This window comes from Tenacibaculum agarivorans, from assembly GCF_001936575.1.
GTDB classification, from domain to species: domain Bacteria; phylum Bacteroidota; class Bacteroidia; order Flavobacteriales; family Flavobacteriaceae; genus Polaribacter; species Polaribacter agarivorans.
Genome location: NZ_MSMP01000023.1, coordinates 32,617 through 53,258, shown reverse-complemented (window position 1 = coordinate 53,258; position 20,642 = coordinate 32,617). Strand labels below are relative to the sequence as shown.

Sequence of the window (20,642 nt, the reverse complement as noted above, 5' to 3'; positions counted from 1 at the left end):
CAAAAATCAAAACATGAAAATACTACTCATTATTAGTGTTTCTTTAGTAATTTTTATCATTCTTTCCGCTTGCGGAAATAAAAAGAGCGCAACAAAAAATATAAAAGAGGAAGCTACTTTATTTACTATAGATGAAATAGGAACAAAGGTCAATACTAAATACCCATTATTTGAGAAGCTAAAAACGGATAAGGATTTCAGCCAGAAAAATGAAAAATATAAAACTGAACTACTTGAATTAGGTAATTTGAATATTACATCAGGAGAGTTAGTTTTATGTGACATAAGAGAACATAAAGATCCTCCTAATAAATTTTATCCTGACTCTAACCCTTTTGTGATACAATTAAAACATGGTGCATATAACATAAATGTGATTATTGCAAATACTATTGATCATGGAGACAGAACTGCATTTGTGGAATTAAATATTACAAATCATAAAGCAACTCAATGGATTTTAGCTCATAAAACCAGTCACAACCTTTATAATTTAGAAAGAGGTAGCCTTTATGGAACCAATACTGAAGCAGCTACTCTTACTTTATTCGACAGAAAATCCGGTATAATTTTTTATGAAAAAAGATCAGATTATTTAAAAGAAAACACAGAGAAAAGCGAATTCGATTTTTTTGAATATATATTTAAGTATTCAGAGTACGATTTGAAAAACTACACTAAATCTAGTTGTATAAATGTAGACTTAGGAGAAAAGAATAACCTTATCCAATTTTGTACTGGGTATGGTGATGGGAGTTATCCTGCCTATTGGGGAATTGATAAGGACAATTATATTTGCGCTTTAGTAATCGATTTTGGGGTTTTAGATAATATTTAATACAATGGAGTTTCACGAATGTAATTTGAATATAAGATATGATTTGCCTCAAGAAATTTGGGATAAAGTACCTTTGATCTATAAAAAAATGAATGGTTGGATCGGGTTCGGAAAAGAAGGAAAAGGAGAAATAGGACTTCCTTATTGGTTTAGTTATAATGAAGAAGAAAAATCCATTTTCGCATCGGTTGAACCTAGCGGACTTCATTTTATGGCAAATATGAAAGAGGATGAATGGATTGAATGGAAAACAGAATTCAAAAAAATAGCAACTGAAATTTTAGAATTTAAAGTAGGAGAACTAGAAGAAGGAGAAGTCGGGTATGAAATAGAGTGGTTAAATAAACCTAAGATAAACAACCAAAAATGAATCCGATAATCGTAATAGTAGTAATTTTAGTTTGTTTTTGGTCAATATTCACAACCTGTAAAGCAATCTATCTTATTTTAAATACTAATTTTAATGGGTCTAAAATTACTTGGATTTTAATTTCTATGATCGGAATTATAGGGCCAATTTTATGGATAACCCAAGGAAAAAAGCGACTGAAAAATGATACTGCGAAAATGAAATAGATGATTACTTGTAGCCATACATGCATAAAATAAAGTACCGATCAAAACATTATCCTTAAAAATAAATTAAACCAATTGGTCTAAATTAAAAAAATTGTCTATCTTTATACCATCATATGGGATATAAACATAACATAGAAGAAATTTTAGACGTCGGTTATGATGTGCTTCGTAAGAATGGATATCATAATGTAGGCATAAATAAAATTCTTAAAGAAGCAGGTATACCTAAAGGTTCATTCTATAATTTTTTTGAATCTAAAGAAGACTTTGCTTACAAAGTTATTGAGCGTTATGGAGAAACCAATGCGGAGTGGATGCAAAGTTTTTTCAATAGATCAGAAGTATCGCCTCTAGAGTCTCTCAAGTCTTTTTATCGCTTTATGATAGAAACCAATGAGAAAGATGATTTTCTAAGCGGTTGTATCGTTAACAATATGAGTATAGAAATTGGCAGAATCAACGATACCATGGCATTAAAAGCGAATGAGCAATTCATGAGTTGGCTAAGGATATTGACTGATGTTGTTCGTAAAGGTCAAGAATTAGAAGAAATTACTATTAAATTCACTGCATTAGAGATTGCAGAATACCTACATGCTGGATTTTATGGTACTTTTTCAAGAATGAAAGTATTAAGAAACAAAGACTATATGGATGTATGGTTCAAGCTTTCTTTTGAATTTATAAAGAGATAAAAAAATTTAAACTAAAAACAAGTAGAACGGTCTAATTTGCCAATATCATGAAAAACAAAATAACACTGGTCATAATTTTAATAGGACTAACATTTTTCTCATTCACTAACCCACACCCAACACCAAAAAATAATATGATTCTAAATACAGCAATAGATGGAGCAGTACACTACCAAAAACACTTTAAACAATTCAATTATTATATAGAAACCATAGGTACCGTTTCTATAGATCGTGTAGCACTAAATAACAATCAACTAACAGCTTTATACTCATATAAAAACGGTAATGAAATAAGAGATATAATAAGCTTACTTAATAAAGACAAAGATGGAATTTACAAGGGTACATGCACCACAAAGGTTAATGGACAATTCTTGTTTGCTGTAAATACACATCTAACTTTTAATGATGATGGATCGGCAACAGGAAACTGGAACTGGCATGGTACTCCATCTAAAAATGATCCAATAGTAACCATTTCAATTAAAAAATAAATCCAATTATTATGAAAACACGATTATCAATTATAACCGTAGCATTAATCATTATGTCTGCTTGTCATGCACAGAAAATGAAAGTAGCGAATTCAACAATGCCAAAAACACATACCATAACACTAAAAAAAGGAGAATTATTTTTAGTAGCTATAGCTGATCAAAAGAAAGGTAAAGAAAAGCTACTACAAGATTACTTTGGGAAAATAATGCCTTCTGCAATGAAAAACGGATTCACACCTCTAGGTCAACTTCATATAGATGATGTTGTGAAAGCCAATAACTTCAAACCTAATAACTTTATCGGATTGTTCAAATGGCCAAATATGCAATCTATCCAAGCTTTTATGAGTGATTATACACCTGAGCAATTGAAAAAATTAAGAACACCAATATGGAATGAATTTAAAGCACATATGATTGCCATACAAGAAGACAAAAATTTGGTAATGGATCAAAACAAAATGTATGAAGTAAAAACATACTGGACAAAAGATATGGTTCAAACAAATATGATTCATAAATATGGAGGTAAAATTATCTTAAATCAACCTGTAGCAGGTTATGAAGACTTACAAGGAAATAAAGCACCAAATCAAATTGTAATTATAGAATGGAGTAATCCTAAAAAAGCAGACAAGTTTAATAAAATGAATATGTTGAAATCTGAAAGAGAGGAGGTCTTTTATACACATTTCACATTATTTCCATAAAAAATATAGAAGAGTATATTATCGTAGAATGTAGTGATTAAAAACGGTTTGGGGTTAAGCTCCAGCCGTTTTTTACTAGAATTAAACTATATTGTAAACAGAAAAATAGTAGATAAATCTATTATAATTCATTATTCAAAAAATTAGGCAATTAAAATGAAACTCAATATATACTTAGCGAATCGATTGAAGGAAATTTTTACTGAAGGAAAATGGGTTTTAGGGACTAATTTTAAAGCACAAATTATTGATGTAGATTGGCAACATGCAATTCAAAAAGTGGATGATTTTAATACGATAGCTGATTTAACTTTTCATATTGATTATTATATAGCTGGAGTAGCAAAAGTTTTAGAAGGAGGAACGCTAGATATACGAGATAAATTCAGTTTTGATGCCCCGCCGATAGAATCAGAGCAGAATTGGCTAGAATTAGTCAATAAATTCTGTGCTGATGCAGAGAAGTTTATTGATCTTGTTGAAAAAATGCCTGAAGAAAAAATACAGGACGACTTTGTCGATAAAAAATATGGAACTTATTACAGAAATATTGATGCAATGATAGAGCACACGTACTATCATCTGGGACAAATCATTTTAATAAAAAAACGAATTAAAAATTTAAACTCTAATGAATCTTGATGGCAAAAAATTTGTGACCGCTGAAAATAAAAATGGATTATCATCAAATGAAACAGTTTTTCACTATGCTCAGAATGGAACTAAAATAACAGGAAAATATAAAGGAGGTCCAATAGAAGAAGGGCTCATTATAGGAAAACAAATTGAAGGTCAAAAAATAGAAATCCTGTATCAATGCTTAACTACAAGTGGAGAATTGAAAGCAGGAGAATCTAAAGGAATAGTTTCAGAAACAAAAAACGGGAAACTGAAATTAGAATTTGACTGGAATTGGTTGAATGGAGATTTATCTGGAGGAAAATCAGAATATATAGAAATAGACTAAAAACTAGTCAATTGATAAAGAATTGTTAAGACTGATTAAAAGTGTTTTTTGCCTACAAAAAATAGGTATATTAGATCCCTTTAATTGTGATCACTAATAACAGCTCAACCATAAATCAATGATTCATAAGATAGCAATTCTTGGAGACTTCAATCCCGTTCACTCAACACTTCATTCACTTAACAACAGCACAAGGCAAATTCAAAAATATTTACAACAAGAAATCCAATTTGACTGGATAGGGACAGATATTTTTGACTCAAAAATTGTTTTTGAAAAGAACGATTATAAAGGACTTTGGATAGCACCAGGAAGTCCATATAGAAATATGGAAAAGGTTTTAGATGCCATACAATATGCAAGAGAAAATAACATTCCAACGCTTGGCAATTGTGGAGGATTTCAACATATGATTATTGAGTTTGGAAAAAACGTATGTAAAATTGAGAATGCAGATCATGAAGAAACAAATCCCGATAGTTCAGACCTACTCATTAAAAAATTATCTTGTTCATTAATAGGAGAACAAGAAACTTTAGCTATTCTTAATAAAGATAGTTTGTTAAGTAAGATTATTGGAGCAGATAAAATTTTAGGAAAATACTATTGCAGCTTTGGAGTTAATGAAAAATATATAGATGTACTAATTCAACATGGTTTAACATTCACCTCAAAATCAGAAGAAGATCAATTTCGTTCATTTGAAATAAAAACACACCCATTTTTTGTAGGTACGTTATTTCAACCAGCCTTAACATCATCAGAAGAAAACCCAAGCCCAATAATTATTGAATTTATAAATAAAACATTAGGAAAATAAGTTGATAAAGCTAAAAACTAGTATCTCAATTATTTAATTTAAACTTGGTTTTCTAAATTTGGAACTAATAATAAGATGAAAACTTTTAGAAACATTTAATGTTTTTGAAATAAAGTAGCATTGGATAATTATGGATCATATGAAAAAAATTGCACTATTATATTTACTGATTAATTTGTCTTCTTTCTCTCAAAGTATAAAAGAACTAGAAACCACAATTGAAATGGATTTCGATTTTGGAATACAAGTCCAAAATGAATGGAAGCAAAGAGAACAATTATTAAAAGATCTGGAATCTGAAAAAAAGAGTTGGGATAACCTCACAGCTAAAGAAACCAAACTTTTTGAAAGATATGATGAAACGTATATGTCTATGTGGGATATTGAAGGAGCAGGTTGTAGTTGGTATTGTGGTGCAGGTGATTATACAGTAACTACTTCTTCTGAGCTTGCCCCAAACGGAAAAATAGATTACAAAGCCAAGAATTTAACTGATTTTAGTTATCAAACTGCTTGGGTTGAAGGTAAAAACGATTATGGAATTGGAGAAAAAATAGAGTTTGTATTTGCACCTAATCACCCAAGAGTAACCACTATTAAAATAGCTAATGGTTATGTAAAGAGTACTAAAGCTTGGAAAGCAAATTCTCGCGTTAAAAAATTGAAATTATCAATTAATGATGAGGTTTATGGTATCATACACTTAAAAGATACGTATGCATTACAAGCTGTCAAGTTTAAAAAGCCTATAGGTTATGCTGACAGAGAAGATTATGAAAAGCTAAAAACACGTCCCAAATGGAAAATTAGCTTTGAAATACTAGAAGTGTACAAAGGAGAAAAATATAAAGACACCGTTATTTCTGAAATATTTTTTGATGGAATAGATGTGCATTAACAAATATTGCTAATAATTATGAGTAAAATCAGTTATGAAACAGGAAGCAAAGAAAGTTATTTTTGGATTGAATTCAGTTCTGCTGATTTTAACTTAATTGATCTTGTAAGGAGTTTACCTAATTTACTAATTGATAGATATATTGGGATAGTAGCATTTGATGGATGTGTTTTTATTCCATCAGAAAGCGAATTAAAAAGGAATTGGTATAAAAAGGGAGAAATAAGTTACTCACCAATACTAAACCAACAAGAACTAGATGAACCTATATATGAATGTTATGATCAATGGTGTATATTTAAGAAGAAAGCTGAGTTTGAAAAAATGACTGACTTCGTAAATTATGGTGGATTTACTTTAAGAGATCAAGACGTTTCTGACTCTACTACATATAAAATTGAAATACAAAAAACATTCTGGAAAGAAGTCGAAGATATTAACCCAGATAGTATTATTATAAATGGAGATTTTTTTATCTTTTGTTCAAAAGAAGAAAAAGAGATTAAAGAAATAATAAGAGTTGTTAATACATGATAGTAATTATTTAGAAAAAACAAACAAAAGAGTATTAAATAATAACATTCATTAGTTATAAACCCATTTCGTAAAATGGAAAACCTATTAAAATACATTGCTGAACGCGCTTATATTTCTTCTGATTTAAGGAATGAAATTAGCAGTTGTTTTGAATTAGTAGAAGCTAAAAAAGGAGACCTACTTTTAAAAGAAGGTGCAGTAGCGCATTACTTGTATTTTATAGAAGAAGGCGTGTTACACAATTATTACTATCATGATGGTCGACAAATAAGCTCCTGGTTTTATACAGAAGAACAATTTGTTACGGCTTGGTCTGGTTTTTATATGCAAAAACCAAGTTCGGAAACTATAGAATGTTTAGAAGATTGTACATTGTATCGAATAACGTATAAAAATTATCAAAAACTCATAGCAGATTTTCCATCTTTTGGGAACTTTGCACGTTTATTAGCTGAAGAAATGCTGGTGTTTATAGATCAATTTTCAATGAGTTGGTCGTTTCTTTCAGCAAAAGAGAAATATGAGTTATTAAAATCGTATTTCCCTCAAATAGAACTTCGAGTAAAACTAGGATTGATAGCATCTTTTTTAGGCATCTCACAAGAAACATTAAGTCGAATCAGAGCGGAGAAATGATTTTTTTGATATAGATCAAAAGAAACGTTTTCTCATCCATTTAGCTTTGTGCTATCATAAAAATATAATGATTATGAGTAACATAAAGTTAATAAGCATTAGTACATTTATTATTATTGTACTAGCTGGAATTCCACATTTTTTAGAGACTAATACCATCAATGTTTCTAACTACAAAGAAAAGGAGGTAGTAAAAGAAGAAACTACAATAAAGGTTAGTAAACATCCATTGGAAGGTAAATGGAAAGTGGACTACAGAGAAGAAGGATCTGTTATGTATCAGCTAAAAATGGAGCATAACAAATTAGTAGGGTATTCCATAAAACTAATGGATGTAAAAGGTCAGTTTACTTCTGATCACACTAAAATTTTCACCTTAACATCCTTTATAAATAATAAAGGAAAGGGTATATACTCCGTAGCATATAAAAACAAAATTTATGATATACCATGTAAATTAGAGTTGAAATCCAGTGAGTTGTATGTATCTTATGATTATTATGGTTATAAAGACACTGAAATATGGAAACGACAATAAAAAAACTAAAAGTAGATAAATTAAATACGCTCCAAAATAATAGGTTATGATTGAATTTTTAAATAAAGAACTGAACTGGGTAGATGTTGAATATTGGTTTTCTATTTTTAACGACTGGAGTCTAGTTTATCTTATTATACCATTTTTTATAGTAGAGCTAGTTCGCTATAAAATTCAAGATAGACTCTCTAAGGATGTCATTTTTGACTCTATTGCAAATGTCATCACTTTAGGTGCATTTGTTACCATAGAATATATTATTGGTATTTTGTTTGCTACTAAGCTATACTTTTGGGTGCATTATAATTTAAGCTTGCCTCATTTACCACTAAATTGGATTACAATTATTTGTTGTGTACTATTGGCTGATTTTGCTTACTATTGGGATCATCGAATGATGCATCGTATCGGTATTGGTTGGGCAACACATACGGTACACCATAGTTCGCCGCATTTCAATATGTCTGTAGCTTATCGTTTTGGACCTTTAGATGCGGTTTTTCCTTTACTATTTTCGATTCCAATTGTAATGTTAGGTTTCGATCCAATTTTGGTATTATTATCAGAAGTTTTTGTACAAGTATTTCAAACACTATTACATACTGAAATGATTAAAAAATTACCAAAACCAATAGAATACATTTTTAATACACCATCACATCACAGAGTACATCATGGTTCTAATCGGCAGTATTGGGATAAAAATTATGGAGGAATTTTAATCATTTGGGATAGAATTCTTGGCACTTTTGAACCCGAAGTAGAAACCGTACGTTATGGTATTGATAAGCCTATTAATTCTAATAATCCATTTGTGATTTTTTTTCATGGTTTGCAAAGACTAGGAAAGAAAGTAGCAACAACCAAGGGGTTTATTAATAAGTTATTATGTTTAATAAAACCACCTGGTTGGGAATCAAAATAAACACAGATGAAATCAAATCATATCATTTTTTCAGATCTATCTACATACACACCTCAAAAAACAATTGCATTTTACGAAGCAGTTTTTGGTTGGAAATATTATCAAGACAATGAGTACTATTTAGCTTATAATGATACTATTCCTGTAGTAGGTTTGTATGAAACGCCTGAAAAATTTAAGCAAATGCGAATGCCTCATTTTTGGATGACTTACATTCAGGTAGACAATGCTAAAGAAACTATTGATAAAGTACGTGAATTAGGCGGTATTGTTGAAATGGAACAAGATATACCTGGTTTTGGTAAAGTAGCGTTACTTAGAGATACGTTAGGAGCTGGTTTTACTATTTATGAAGGAGATCATCTGGAATCTACTCGAACTAAGAATGAAGAAAATACTTTAGTTTGGAATGAATTACACGTATCGGACACTACAAAAGTTATTTCTTTTTATGAAGGTATTTTCGATTGGCAATTCAGAAAATCAAATAATGGAGCCTATCAAATTTTTAGTGATAACCAGCATATATCTGATATGTTAGAAATTGATAATGCATACAAAGGAAAATATGAATATTGGGTGTCATCATTTGGTGTAAGAGATATACAAAAAACACGAAAAATAATTCTTGAAAATGGAGGGATGCAAATACATGAAGAGGCTAACCGATTGTTGATGACGGATAATTCAGGTGAGGCATTTTTTTATATTACAGCGATTTAAAATCTACAGTTGAAATGAAAAGAAAGAAATTTATAAAAACGTATTGTCTCTTTAGAATTGGATCACCGATACTTAATTCTTATAATTTATTTACGAAGGATTCCAATTTTAAAAAAGATAAAGTTAGGGTTATTGGAGAGGGTGCAGCTAGACTTTTCCAAAATTGCACAAAGGAATCTTTTACTCAAATTACATATATACACTATTTAGAGAATTGGAAAAATATTAGAAGTCTTGGAAAGTTTACTAGTAATAAATTATTTTTTACAGGAGATGCATATACAAATTAGTGAATGATCAAGTGTTCACGAAGCAGCTAATTCGGCAAAAATGGTCGTTGGGCAATCATAAAATTTGGTGTTTCAACATCGAAAATTAACACTAAATACTACATTTAACGTTTTGTATAAGCATATTGTCAGAATTTAAAGCTCAAATACTTCAGATCGAACTAAATTTTTATAAAAATGCAAAACTTAGATTGAAACACTAAACTGCTATTACGTTTATATTTTGTGTATCCTCTTCATTTCTATACCTTCAATTCGTACTTTCATAACTATAATATCGATCATTAATGGCATTTTTTCATAATTCAAGTTATTAATTTCTCAAATTTAAATTGTAATTAAAATAAATTATTCGATTGAGTAGCTACTATCAATTTTTAATTACAAAGGCGAAATCCTAAAGCCTAATTTTAAAACAGGAAAATAATAATCAATTAAAAAAATCATGGCAACAATTAACGTTTTAATCGCAGTAGATGGTGCAAAACTAGCAGAACAAGTTAGTGATGGTTCAATCCAACCTGGTTCAGCTGATTCACCAACAAATTTGGGATCATATGGAACATCAGATGTGTATATATCTATGATAGCACCAAACAGTTCAGTGAGTAATGGTACTCAGGGAGATTCTGAATTACAAATTACAGCAAATGGAGGGGATAGTGTAGAATGGGCTATTACAACATTTGATAACAATTTTGATCAAACTCCATTTTTGTATTCAGGGGCTTTTAATCCATCGGATTCTATAAATACACCTTTGAGTTATGCTTCTGGTGAAGCTTATGCTTATTTAGGAACAGGAAATCCAGCTTCAACTTCACCTACGAAATTTACAAATCAAGTGAATACAGTTACTGGAACAATTTTGAAGATTGGCTTAAAAATTCAATACACACTTTCATTTGTGTTGGTAGATAATTCGACAGGCAATACTATAGGGTATTTCATGTGGGATCCGTTTATTAATGTAAACTAAGAAAATATTAACTGGTATGCGATGTAATGTTGTGTACCAGTTTCTTCAATAGTCGTAAGGATAATTAACTCTAAAGCAATTTCATAAATTTTGCACTGAAGGAATTTGATTCTATTAAAGAGGTATTTTTACATTAACAAAATTTAGTTCAACAATTATTTACTCCTTTGTTTTTAAGCGTCGTCTCACTTAAACAATTTAATTGTTAAGCTTCTAACACCTCAATAAACTCTTGGTCACCCCAATACGGTTCAAAATCTGAATCAGTTTTAAATTGAGAAGGTTGTTTCCCTAAGTTTAAAGACTGTCTAATCATACCTAACATTTCTTCTTTTTTTTCATTTTTGGCATAGTAACAAGATAAGTTAAACGCTAACACTTCATTGCTGATATCATTAGTTTTAAAATCTTTAGGTAATAACTTTTCAAAAACCAAAGTTTCTACTTCTTTATCTTTAGCTAGTATAGCTAGAACAATAGCATTAGATGCTACATCATCTGTTTTTTGATTCATACCTACTACTGGTAATAGTTTTTCGGCATAATGTAAGAATACATTTTTAGCAGCAACAAAATCACCTTTCATTAAAGAATTAATTAATAGTTTGGTAGTAAAGTTAGCCATGTCGAAAGCATAATCATTAAGTTGCTTTTTAGTGATAATCATTTGACTTTTAGAGGTAAAAGTGTCGTTGTTTCCACTAATTAAAGATTGTTGAAAAGCTTCTTTTAATTCGTTTTTTTGATTTTTAGCAGCAGCTTTTTTGAGTTCGGCTTCTTTTTGTTTCGCTAATTCTCTTTCAATATCTTCTTTAGTTTTTCCCTGTAATTTATGTTTGAATTGTGCAGCAAAATTGCCATAAGCCTTTTTATCTATGTAATTTTCTTCTGTACTAGAAACCTTATGATCTAAGATTTTAATAAGCATTTTTGTTACTTCCTCATTGTCTTTAGAAATACTTTCTAAATATGTTGTTAACTTCTCTTGATCTAGAGTAAAAAGTACCTTGTTTAATTGTTGTAATGTTCTGTAACTTTTAGAAAAAAATGTAAAATCGAAAACATCAAGTAAAAGATCAAAAGAAAGCTCTTGGATATTAAAATTTTTGAAGGTGTTTTCCAGATTATAATCGTTAAATAGATACGAGGGCAAATCACCATTTAGTACATCATGCAACATGATTTCAAAATCAGAAGCGTTTTCACCTTGTAAAGCTTTGTTTGTTCTAAAAGCAATATTTTTAACTTTTTCAATTACTTCTCTAGCTGTGTTAGAAATATCTTTTGCTAAAACATCGTCAAGTATGTCTAATATTGTTTCCTCATCAATATTCTCAAAAATAAAATTAGTAAAGTCGCCTATAATTTCAGCTTCATAAGTTTTATCATCTTTCATTTTAGGAAAAATATCAGCATACAATTCGCATATTCCATCACCATATTCTGGGTGTTTTATAGCACTACCTAAAGAGAGTATGAATTTAGCGAGCGGTTCAACTTCAAATTGAGGTAAAAAATCATCAATTAATTGATCTTGAACTGTAGAACCGTAATGACGATGACCAGCATCATAATATTTCATACAATTCAGAAATGCTTCCACAACATGATCTTGTCCTTCAATAGATTTACGGTTTATAAATTCACGAATTACAATAGTAGTAACTTCATAACTATCAGACAAACCAGTATCTGAAAAGCTTACAGAAATTAGTTTTTGCAATGTCTTTTCGCTTAATTCACTGATATGAGAAGATACGGCATTATCGAGAACAGGTATTGCTAAAGTCCCATCGTAAGCATCATATTTACTCACATTAAAAACAGATTCCATATCACCAATAGCATGTAAGGCTTCTTCTAAACTAGTAAGATTAGCATCTTTATTTTCTAAGATAGCAATAATCTCTTCTGGGCTCATTTTTTTTATAGAAGCTTTATTCTTATCTCTTTTTTCCCATTCTTCTTCTGTAAGATGAGATGACTTCACTGTTTTCAGATTTTCAAAATTGTACAAAGGTAAAAGAGCATTTTTCACTTTAAAATTACTTTTATCTAATGTACATCCAGTAATATTTAAATACTCAAGTTTTGTTAGTTTACTTAGTGGATGTAAATCCTTAACATTTACATTAGAAATGTCTAAGTAGACTAAATTTGTTAGTCCAGCTATAGGATCTATAGTAGTAAGATCATAAGAGTTCTGAAGGTCTAACTTTTTTAATCCAGTTAAGTTTTTAACGGCATCAATATTATTGAGTTTGGCTTGAGTAACGCCTATTTCTTCTAATTGAGTGAGTTGAGCAAGAGGATCTAGATTTTGAATAGGACAAAAAATAACATGAAATTGTTTTAAACTTTTTAATTCAGAAATACTTTTGGGTAACGATATAGGTTTTTCTTCAATAAAAAGTTCTTCATCAAAACTTTTTTCTTGTCTATTTTTAAAACAAAATTTAAAAGAAATTTTCTGTAAAGCTTTCCAATTTTTAATTTCCTCTGGTAATTGAGTTAATTTGAAAAAATGATCTAGAGATACTTCTTCAAGATTCGGAATTTTTGTGAATTGTATAGGTAATTCTTCAAAATTTAAACGTTCTAATTCAAGAGAGATAAGTGTAGTTAAGTTCTCAATTTCATCAGCAACATTTATCAAAGTACCATTTTTAAGGGTTAGTTTTTTTAGTTTTGTGAATTGTTCAATTTCCTTAGGAATAGAAAATGCTGCTTTTCCAAATGATAATGATAATTCTTCAAGGTTTGGAAAATTTTTACAAAGTGGTAAAAAATCTATATGAGCTAAATCAATTTTTAAGCTTTTTATATTCATTCCTAAAATTTGGTTTACACGAACTCCTGAAATGCGTAACATATCAAGGTTTAACTTCTTAAAACCTTCAGGAAAAGTAGACCATTCTTCTATATTAGGTAAAAAGTGAAGTGATTTTAAATTAACCAGCTTCTCAATTTCATTAGTATAGGCCTTTTGACATTCTTCTCCTTTTAAATACAGTACTGAAACCTCATTGTAATTTTTTAGAGCTTCCTCAATAGTAGTACATTTCATACGTTATTTTTTGAATTTGATGATGTTTGTTGTATCAAAGCTAGTTGATTTACAACGTATATACATCACCATTTTCAGGGAGTTTTATACCTCTATATAAATAGATTATAAATCTAGTCAGATATTAAAGCTTTATAAAAATCAAACAACATTGATAAAGTAGTGTATACTATTTTGATTTAGATGAAAAACTAAAAGTTATTGGATTTATGGATCAGATAGCATTGGAAATCCTATCTTTATAGAAGCTTCTACTAACGGACAATTATTGTTACTAGATCATGAACTTAAGGGTTGAAGTAAATAAAAATGAAATTAGATAGTAACATTTCGAGTTACAATGAAACACAAGGTAAATATTTAAATAAAAGCTATTATGAAATACCTATCAAAAGGATTAATATTCCTAGTTCTCATTTTTATTGTATCATCACTTGAAGCCCAAGTACGTATTGGAAATTTCCAATATTCAAAATATAAGCATAAAAAATTAAAAAAGAAGAGTGTAAAAAGATTTACCGATACCAAAACCATTTTCATATTACCAGATTTCATCTCAAAAGAGGCATATAAAAAACTACTTGATGAAGTCTGGGATATCACACCCTATGAACTTATTAATGTTAGTAGTTTTGATACAGATATTGTAAAAAAAGATATGGGACTAGCAAGATTTAAAACTATGGAAATAAAAAAAACAACGAAGTCTGGTATGATGGTTTCTTACATATATAATTTTTTAGATTTTCATGTAGTTGATAAATTAAAAGAATGGAAAAAAAAGACAATTTGGTATAAATCAAGAGTAGCCGCTATTTATTTTACTCCAGATGTAAATATAAGAAAGCAAGTTGAAGCTTCTTCAGGAGAACGAGAACTCTATGGTGATTTGCTCAATTTTAGATTAGGCTATTTGAAAAATTATTTACAACTCGTAAATAACAGTTTGAAAGAGTTAAAATCAGTAGATATATATGATGACTTTACATCACCTGAATTGAAAAATCTTAAAGATAAAACCTTGTATATCGATTCAAACTTGTTGTATGGATATAACCCTTTTACTATCAATACAAAGAAAAGTCCTGAAATTGAAAAACTGACTAAAAATTATTCGTATAATTTTGAAGTTATAGAGTATAAAGATTTAGAAGAAAAAATTTTGAGTGAGAAAGAAGATTTTTACTATTTGATGCATAACCAGATCAACTCCAACAAAATTATTAATATTGTGAATGGTAGAACAGGTGAAATAGTATATCAAAAACATACTACAATATCTTATAACATAAAACCTAAAGATTTTAAAAAGATAAGTTCTAAAATTAAAAAGTTGAATAAATAAGATTCTGTTTCCATGAATTAATTTTCTTTTTCACTTCTCCAAGAGAGTTGTAAATTTGCTTCTTTAAAACAAGAAGTTAAAGATGCAATACAATCATCAAGAAATCGAAAAAAAATGGCAAGAGTTTTGGGCAAAAAACCAAACTTTTAAAGCAAGCAATGCTACTGATAAGCCTAAGTATTATGTGTTAGATATGTTTCCTTATCCGTCTGGAGCAGGATTACATGTTGGGCACCCATTAGGATACATTGCAAGTGATATTTATGCACGTTATAAGCGCCATAAAGGATTTAATGTATTGCATCCTCAAGGATATGATTCTTTTGGTTTACCTGCTGAGCAATATGCAATTCAAACAGGGCAACATCCGGCTATTACTACAGAAACAAATATTAAAACCTATAGAGGTCAGTTAGATAAAATCGGATTTTCATTCGATTGGTCTCGTGAAGTGAGAACTTCTAACCCAGAATATTATAAGTGGACACAATGGATTTTTATCCAACTTTTCGAATCTTATTACTGTAAAGATTCTGATAAAGCAAGACCAATTACTGAATTAAAAGAAGTTTTTGCGCTTGAAGGAAATTCAAAAATTAATGCAGTTTGTGATGAAGAGGTGATTTCTTTTACTGCGGATGAGTGGAAAGCATTTTCTGAAACTAAACAACAAGAAATACTATTACAATATCGTTTAACATTTTTATCAGATACAGAAGTAAACTGGTGTCCAGCATTAGGAACAGTTTTAGCGAATGATGAAATTGTAAACGGAGTTTCTGAACGTGGAGGTCATCCAGTTGTTCGTAAAAAAATGACACAATGGTCAATGCGAATTTCTGCGTATGCGCAACGTTTATTAGATGGGTTAAATGGTATTGATTGGCCACAGCCTTTAAAAGATATTCAAACCAACTGGATTGGTCGTTCTCAAGGAGCCATGGTAACTTTTAAAGTAGATGGACATGATGCTAATATAGATGTGTTTACTACGCGTCCCGATACAATTTACGGAGTTAGTTTTATGACCTTAGCTCCAGAACACGAATTAGTTGCAAAAATTACAACTGATGCACAACGAGAAGCAGTAGAGACTTACGTAGAAGCAACAGCAAAACGTTCTGAACGTGATCGAATGGCAGATGTAAAAACAATTTCAGGAGTGTTTACAGGAGCTTACGCTGTGCATCCATTCTCAGGAGAACAAGTGCCGATTTGGATTGGAGATTATGTATTAGCAAGCTATGGAACGGGTGCGGTAATGGCTGTACCATGTGGAGATGAGCGTGATTATGCATTTGCAAAGCATTTCGGATTAGAAATTCCAAATATATTTGAAGGAGTAGATATTTCTGAAGAAGCGTTTTCTGATAAAAGTAAAACGATTATTGCAAATTCTGATTTCTTAAATGGATTGCCATATAAAAAGGCAATGAAAACCGTGATTTATGAAATGGAACAACGTGGATTTGGTTACGGGAAAATAAACTATCGTTTACGTGATGCAGTATTTAGTCGTCAACGTTATTGGGGAGAACCTTTCCCTGTGTATTACAAAGATGGAATGCCTCAAATGATTGATGCGAAACATTTACCAATTGTATTACCAGAAGTTGAAAAGTATTTACCTACTGAAGATGGTAAACCACCTTTAGGAAATGCTGAAGTTTGGGCATGGAATGTAGAAACTGCTGAAGTTGTTTCTAATGATTTAATTGATAACGAAACAGTATTTCCATTAGAACTAAATACGATGCCAGGTTGGGCAGGAAGTTCTTGGTATTTTAACCGTTATATGGATGCTACAAACGATGGTGAGTTTGTAAGCAAGGAAGCCGTAGAGTATTGGAAAGAAGTAGATTTATATATTGGAGGTTCTGAGCATGCAACAGGACACTTATTGTATGCACGTTTTTGGCAAAAATTCTTATTCGATTTAGGTTTAGTGCCTGTTGATGAATTTGCGAAGAAACTAATCAACCAAGGAATGATCTTAGGAACTTCTGCTATCGTATACAGAGTTGCTGGAACAAACAAATATGTGTCTTTAGGTCTTAAAGACAATTATAAAGCAGATGAGTTACAAGAATTACGTGTAGATGTAAAACTAATTAACTCTTCTGATGAGCTAGATTTAGAGGCATTAAAAAGCTGGCAGCCACAGTACGCTGATGCAGAATTTGAATTAGAAGATGGTAAATATATTGTTGGTCGTGAAGTTGAAAAGATGTCTAAACGTTGGTTTAATGTTGTAAACCCAGATGATATTTGTTCAGCATATGGAGCGGATAGTTTACGCTTGTTTGAAATGTTCTTAGGACCATTAGAGCAATTCAAACCATGGAAAACATCAGGTATTTCTGGAGTATATTCTTTCTTAAAGAAGCTTTGGAAATTATTCCACAACGGAGATAATTTTGAAGTTACAGAAGGTGAGCCAACTAAAGACAACTTAAAAACATTACATAAAACAATTAAGAAAGTAGAAGAAGATATTGAGAATTTCTCATTCAATACTTCAGTATCTACATTTATGATTGCAGTAAACGAGTTAACAGCTCAAAAGTGTAATAACAAAGCTATTTTAGAAGAATTATTAATTTTAATTTCTCCATATGCTCCTCATATTGCTGAAGAATTATGGAGTAAATTAGGAAATGAAGGATCTATTGCTTTTGCACCTTTTCCAACATTTGAAGAGAAATATCTGGTAGAATCTGAGAAGGAATATCCTGTTTCTTTTAATGGTAAAATGCGTTTCAAATTAAATTTACCTTTAGATATGAGTAAAGAAGAGATTGAGAAAACGGTAATGGCGCATGAAAAAACACAACAGCAATTACAAGGACGTACACCTAAAAAGGTGATTATTGTTCCTGGAAAAATTATCAATATTGTAGGATAAAATAAAAAGCTACTAATCTTTCTCGATTAGTAGCTTTTTTTATAGTATTAGCCGCAAAGCCATGGATGGATAATAACAGTTGTTAGATTAGACCAAGGTAGATTTGATTCATTTGGTATCCAAAATCTAAACTGAGCATAGTAATACCCAGATCCTAAACCTTCTAATAGTTCATCAGGGAATTGCGCAAATCCATTTTCTACCCAATACCATTTTTGGGTTCTCCATTCATTATTTGTATATGGATTTTTCGCTCTTACTTCTAAAAAACCAGTAAAATTAGAATTCAAAAGTCGAATTGAATACCCCATATTAGGTCGTAAGCATATAGTATCTTCATAATTACTACCATCTCTGCTTAAAGCTACTTCTAATTGAAAGTCTGATGGGATAGATCTTAATTGTACAAGATCATTTTTTGCATGTTGTTTAGATATATCGTATTTGTAACCTATAAAGTCAGCTGAATTAGTTTCAATATTCGAAGCGTCAGTTTCAATAGTGTCCTCTGTTGAACAAGAGAATATAGTTAAACAGATGAATAACCCTAAAATAATTTGATTGATTTTCATGATTTAATTTTTTAAACGATTTAATCAGATGCATGTTGGTCTTTGATTCCGGAACTTATAGACTTTGTTATATCTGGCATAGCTTTTCTATGCAATAACAAAGTAAATCACAATAGCTATTGTAAGTTGTTCAACTTGCTTGTTAAGGTTGTTCAATTTAATGGTTAAGGTGTTCAAGTTTTAATCTAATTTGGATAAGTAAACTTTAGTTGGAAAAAATGTAACTTTAGGTAAGATGTATAGTCTATTTAGTACCAGTCTTTTGCTATGATATTTGAAACGGTATAATTTTCTATTACCATAACATCTAAAAACCTCCGAATCTAATGAAAACCTTAACTGAAGATGAATTTTTAAGAGAAATTTTCCTGAAAAAAATAAAAAGAAAGTGGCATCACAACAGTACCACGGTATGGAAAAAAGAACCTTGGTATCTTAAATACCAAAAGAATTGTGATCAAAATCCACATATATTTCCTGAACCTAAAAAGCTTCCTAATGGTTTTTTCGAGTTTTTAGAAATTGATTTGTATGTTGTAGTAAGTAAAGCTTTAGAAATAGAAGGTAAAGCTCTTTCTTATTATACCAGTTCAGCTTCATCATTAAAAAGATTTTTGGGAAAGAATAAAGATAAACATAAGAGGTTTATCAAGAAGAAAACTGGTTTAGCTATATACGCTGGTTATCAAAATGATATCTACCACATTAAGAACTGGGAACAGTTTATAAAAACATACTATTTGTATTGTGAATTCTGGAAAGTCTGGGGAGAAAGTCTTATTCATAGTTGTTTGATAGAAAATACTAAAGATTTTAAAACCCTTGAAAACAGTCAAGGTTTACAATTAAGTTCACCTGAAGTTATACTAAGTAATTGTTTAACATTAGTAGATCCATATATCGAAAATGATGTTTCTGAGTATAGAAGAGAAAGAGATAACAGAAGGAAGAGATTTATAATGATTTTACTGATACTAAGTGCAGTGTTTGGAGGGTTAAAAATTTTTGAAATTCATCCTATGAAAAGGGAAAATAACTCAGTACTTGCTAAAGGAAATGAATTACAAAATTCAATTGATGATATAGAATTTGAATTATATAAACTTTTTGATGGTGAAAATAGATTTAGTGTTTCGGTAATTTATGATATAAAAAATATTGATTATCAGAATTTAAGTATTAAGGTTGATGGAGATAGTAACCTTAAAAAAATTAGACTTTCTTCTCCAAGGGATACGATTCCTTTTATGTTTCATAAACCTTTAGGTCGTCTCAGTTTATTTATAGATAAAAAAGTAGTAAAACAAATTGATATAAGAAGACCTACAACAGGATGGATCGGTTGGGCTGACGGGCTAGATAGTGATAAGAATCCTAAAATAAGTGCCTATCATAATCAATGTGAAATAATACATGAAGGAGCGCTAACGTTTCCCGATGAATTTATACCGGATGAATTAATTAAGTATTACTTTTTACATTATCGTAATCAACAAAACTTTAAGTTAGAAGCTCGTTCTATAGAAATGTCAATACGATTTAAGTTACTAAAAATTCCATCAGACGCTACCTGTAATCACATTTCATTTGGTATAGGTAATGAAAAAAATGTATTGTCTAATAACTTTGAACTGCAAGGTTGTGAATATTATACAGGACTCTCTATTATGGGAAATAAAATTTTACAAAAGAAAAGTTTAAATAAAAAAGGAATTTTTAAAATGGAAGAAGTCTTAGATAATTTTACTTATAGCGAAGCTTTTTACAGAAAGTGGAATGTTTTCACAGTAAAAGTAAAAAACGATACGGTTACTTATCAGCTGAATAATAAAAACATATATCAAACTATAGCTAGAGATATAGCTGGTGACATTACCAGTTTCGGAATTTCCAGTAAAGGGACTTGGGCAATAGATTGGATTAAAATGTTTGATGATAAAGGAAATACATATCAAGAAGACTTTTTAGATTGTCCAGAACAAGAAATTATAACACAACTGTAAAGTACTTTTTCCCATTTTTATGTAAGTGTTTTTTAAATTCATTAAGGTATTTCAGAATCATATAAGTTTCAAAGTTTTAGGTGTAATTAATACAACAACATCAATTCATTTATAA

The 20,642-nt window shown here is 30.1% G+C and carries 21 protein-coding genes; 19 read left to right on the top strand and 2 right to left on the bottom strand.

Translation table 11 applies throughout. From position 1 onward, the window contains the following. The first annotated feature begins 13 nt into the window (after nucleotides 1-13). The 16 genes from BVC87_RS16395 (at nucleotide 14) to BVC87_RS16315 (ending at nucleotide 10,635) form a co-directional block, all read left to right on the top strand. Complete coding sequence (locus BVC87_RS16395) at nucleotides 14-838, top strand: DUF4241 domain-containing protein (RefSeq protein WP_075343487.1); 825 nt, start codon at nucleotides 14-16, stop codon at nucleotides 836-838. 4 nt (nucleotides 839-842) lie between these two features. After that, nucleotides 843-1,208, top strand: a complete 366-nt coding sequence (locus BVC87_RS16390; RefSeq protein ID WP_075343486.1) for a hypothetical protein — start codon at nucleotides 843-845, stop codon at nucleotides 1,206-1,208. A gap of 322 nt (nucleotides 1,209-1,530) precedes the next feature. Beyond that, nucleotides 1,531-2,112, top strand: coding sequence for a TetR/AcrR family transcriptional regulator (locus BVC87_RS16380; protein WP_075343484.1), 582 nt, complete (start codon nucleotides 1,531-1,533; stop codon nucleotides 2,110-2,112). Nucleotides 2,113-2,159: 47 nt separating this feature from the next. Then, a complete protein-coding gene (locus tag BVC87_RS16375) occupies nucleotides 2,160-2,609 on the top strand; it encodes a hypothetical protein (RefSeq protein WP_075343483.1) in 450 nt (149 codons plus the stop codon). 11 nt (nucleotides 2,610-2,620) lie between these two features. Continuing rightward, a complete protein-coding gene (locus BVC87_RS16370; protein ID WP_143569810.1) occupies nucleotides 2,621-3,322 on the top strand; it encodes a hypothetical protein in 702 nt (233 codons plus the stop codon). 156 nt (nucleotides 3,323-3,478) lie between these two features. Beyond that, the gene (locus BVC87_RS16365) at nucleotides 3,479-3,964 is read left to right on the top strand and encodes a DinB family protein (protein ID WP_075343481.1); all 486 of its coding nucleotides are present in this window, start codon (nucleotides 3,479-3,481) and stop codon (nucleotides 3,962-3,964) included. Further along, a complete protein-coding gene (locus BVC87_RS16360) occupies nucleotides 3,954-4,289 on the top strand; it encodes a lipocalin/fatty-acid binding family protein (protein ID WP_075343480.1) in 336 nt (111 codons plus the stop codon). The genes BVC87_RS16365 and BVC87_RS16360 overlap by 11 nt, the downstream gene beginning before the upstream one ends. Before the next feature lie 118 nt (nucleotides 4,290-4,407). Beyond that, nucleotides 4,408-5,109: a glutamine amidotransferase-related protein gene (locus tag BVC87_RS16355; protein ID WP_075343479.1), complete on the top strand. Its 702-nt coding sequence runs from the start codon at nucleotides 4,408-4,410 to the stop codon at nucleotides 5,107-5,109. A gap of 139 nt (nucleotides 5,110-5,248) precedes the next feature. Beyond that, nucleotides 5,249-6,007: an NADase-type glycan-binding domain-containing protein gene (locus BVC87_RS16350; RefSeq protein ID WP_143569809.1), complete on the top strand. Its 759-nt coding sequence runs from the start codon at nucleotides 5,249-5,251 to the stop codon at nucleotides 6,005-6,007. 18 nt (nucleotides 6,008-6,025) lie between these two features. Beyond that, the gene (locus BVC87_RS16345) at nucleotides 6,026-6,541 is read left to right on the top strand and encodes a hypothetical protein (RefSeq protein WP_075343477.1); all 516 of its coding nucleotides are present in this window, start codon (nucleotides 6,026-6,028) and stop codon (nucleotides 6,539-6,541) included. A gap of 75 nt (nucleotides 6,542-6,616) precedes the next feature. Further along, nucleotides 6,617-7,180, top strand: coding sequence for a Crp/Fnr family transcriptional regulator (locus BVC87_RS16340; protein ID WP_075343476.1), 564 nt, complete (start codon nucleotides 6,617-6,619; stop codon nucleotides 7,178-7,180). Nucleotides 7,181-7,253: 73 nt separating this feature from the next. Continuing rightward, the gene (locus BVC87_RS16335) at nucleotides 7,254-7,718 is read left to right on the top strand and encodes a hypothetical protein (protein WP_075343475.1); all 465 of its coding nucleotides are present in this window, start codon (nucleotides 7,254-7,256) and stop codon (nucleotides 7,716-7,718) included. A gap of 46 nt (nucleotides 7,719-7,764) precedes the next feature. Next, entirely contained in the window at nucleotides 7,765-8,643 is an 879-nt protein-coding gene (locus BVC87_RS16330; protein WP_075343474.1) for a sterol desaturase family protein, read from the top strand. A gap of 6 nt (nucleotides 8,644-8,649) precedes the next feature. Further along, on the top strand, nucleotides 8,650-9,366 hold the full coding sequence (locus tag BVC87_RS16325; RefSeq protein ID WP_075343473.1) for a VOC family protein: 717 nt from the start codon (nucleotides 8,650-8,652) through the stop codon (nucleotides 9,364-9,366). Nucleotides 9,367-9,380: 14 nt separating this feature from the next. Continuing rightward, nucleotides 9,381-9,656, top strand: coding sequence for a hypothetical protein (locus BVC87_RS16320; RefSeq protein WP_075343472.1), 276 nt, complete (start codon nucleotides 9,381-9,383; stop codon nucleotides 9,654-9,656). A gap of 445 nt (nucleotides 9,657-10,101) precedes the next feature. Continuing rightward, complete coding sequence (locus BVC87_RS16315) at nucleotides 10,102-10,635, top strand: AidA/PixA family protein (protein ID WP_075343471.1); 534 nt, start codon at nucleotides 10,102-10,104, stop codon at nucleotides 10,633-10,635. A 205-nt stretch (nucleotides 10,636-10,840) separates the two neighbouring features. On the opposite strand, the gene BVC87_RS16310 is transcribed toward BVC87_RS16315, so the two are convergent. After that, entirely contained in the window at nucleotides 10,841-13,702 is a 2,862-nt protein-coding gene (locus tag BVC87_RS16310) for a leucine-rich repeat domain-containing protein (protein ID WP_075343470.1), read from the bottom strand. A 376-nt stretch (nucleotides 13,703-14,078) separates the two neighbouring features. Between BVC87_RS16310 and BVC87_RS16305 the strand changes: the two genes are divergently transcribed. Then, complete coding sequence (locus BVC87_RS16305; protein WP_075343469.1) at nucleotides 14,079-15,047, top strand: hypothetical protein; 969 nt, start codon at nucleotides 14,079-14,081, stop codon at nucleotides 15,045-15,047. An 82-nt stretch (nucleotides 15,048-15,129) separates the two neighbouring features. Continuing rightward, a complete protein-coding gene (gene leuS / locus BVC87_RS16300) occupies nucleotides 15,130-17,952 on the top strand; it encodes a leucine--tRNA ligase (protein ID WP_075343468.1) in 2,823 nt (940 codons plus the stop codon). Nucleotides 17,953-17,999: 47 nt separating this feature from the next. Here the strand turns inward: leuS and BVC87_RS16295 are convergent, their stop codons facing one another. Beyond that, nucleotides 18,000-18,524 carry a hypothetical protein gene (locus BVC87_RS16295; RefSeq protein WP_075343467.1) on the bottom strand — a complete coding sequence of 175 codons (525 nt, stop codon included), beginning with the start codon at nucleotides 18,522-18,524 and terminating at the stop codon, nucleotides 18,000-18,002. A gap of 326 nt (nucleotides 18,525-18,850) precedes the next feature. Here BVC87_RS16295 and BVC87_RS16290 point away from each other — a divergent pair, with 326 nt between their 5' ends. Beyond that, a complete protein-coding gene (locus BVC87_RS16290) occupies nucleotides 18,851-20,527 on the top strand; it encodes a hypothetical protein (RefSeq protein ID WP_075343466.1) in 1,677 nt (558 codons plus the stop codon). Nucleotides 20,528-20,642: the final 115 nt, after the last annotated feature.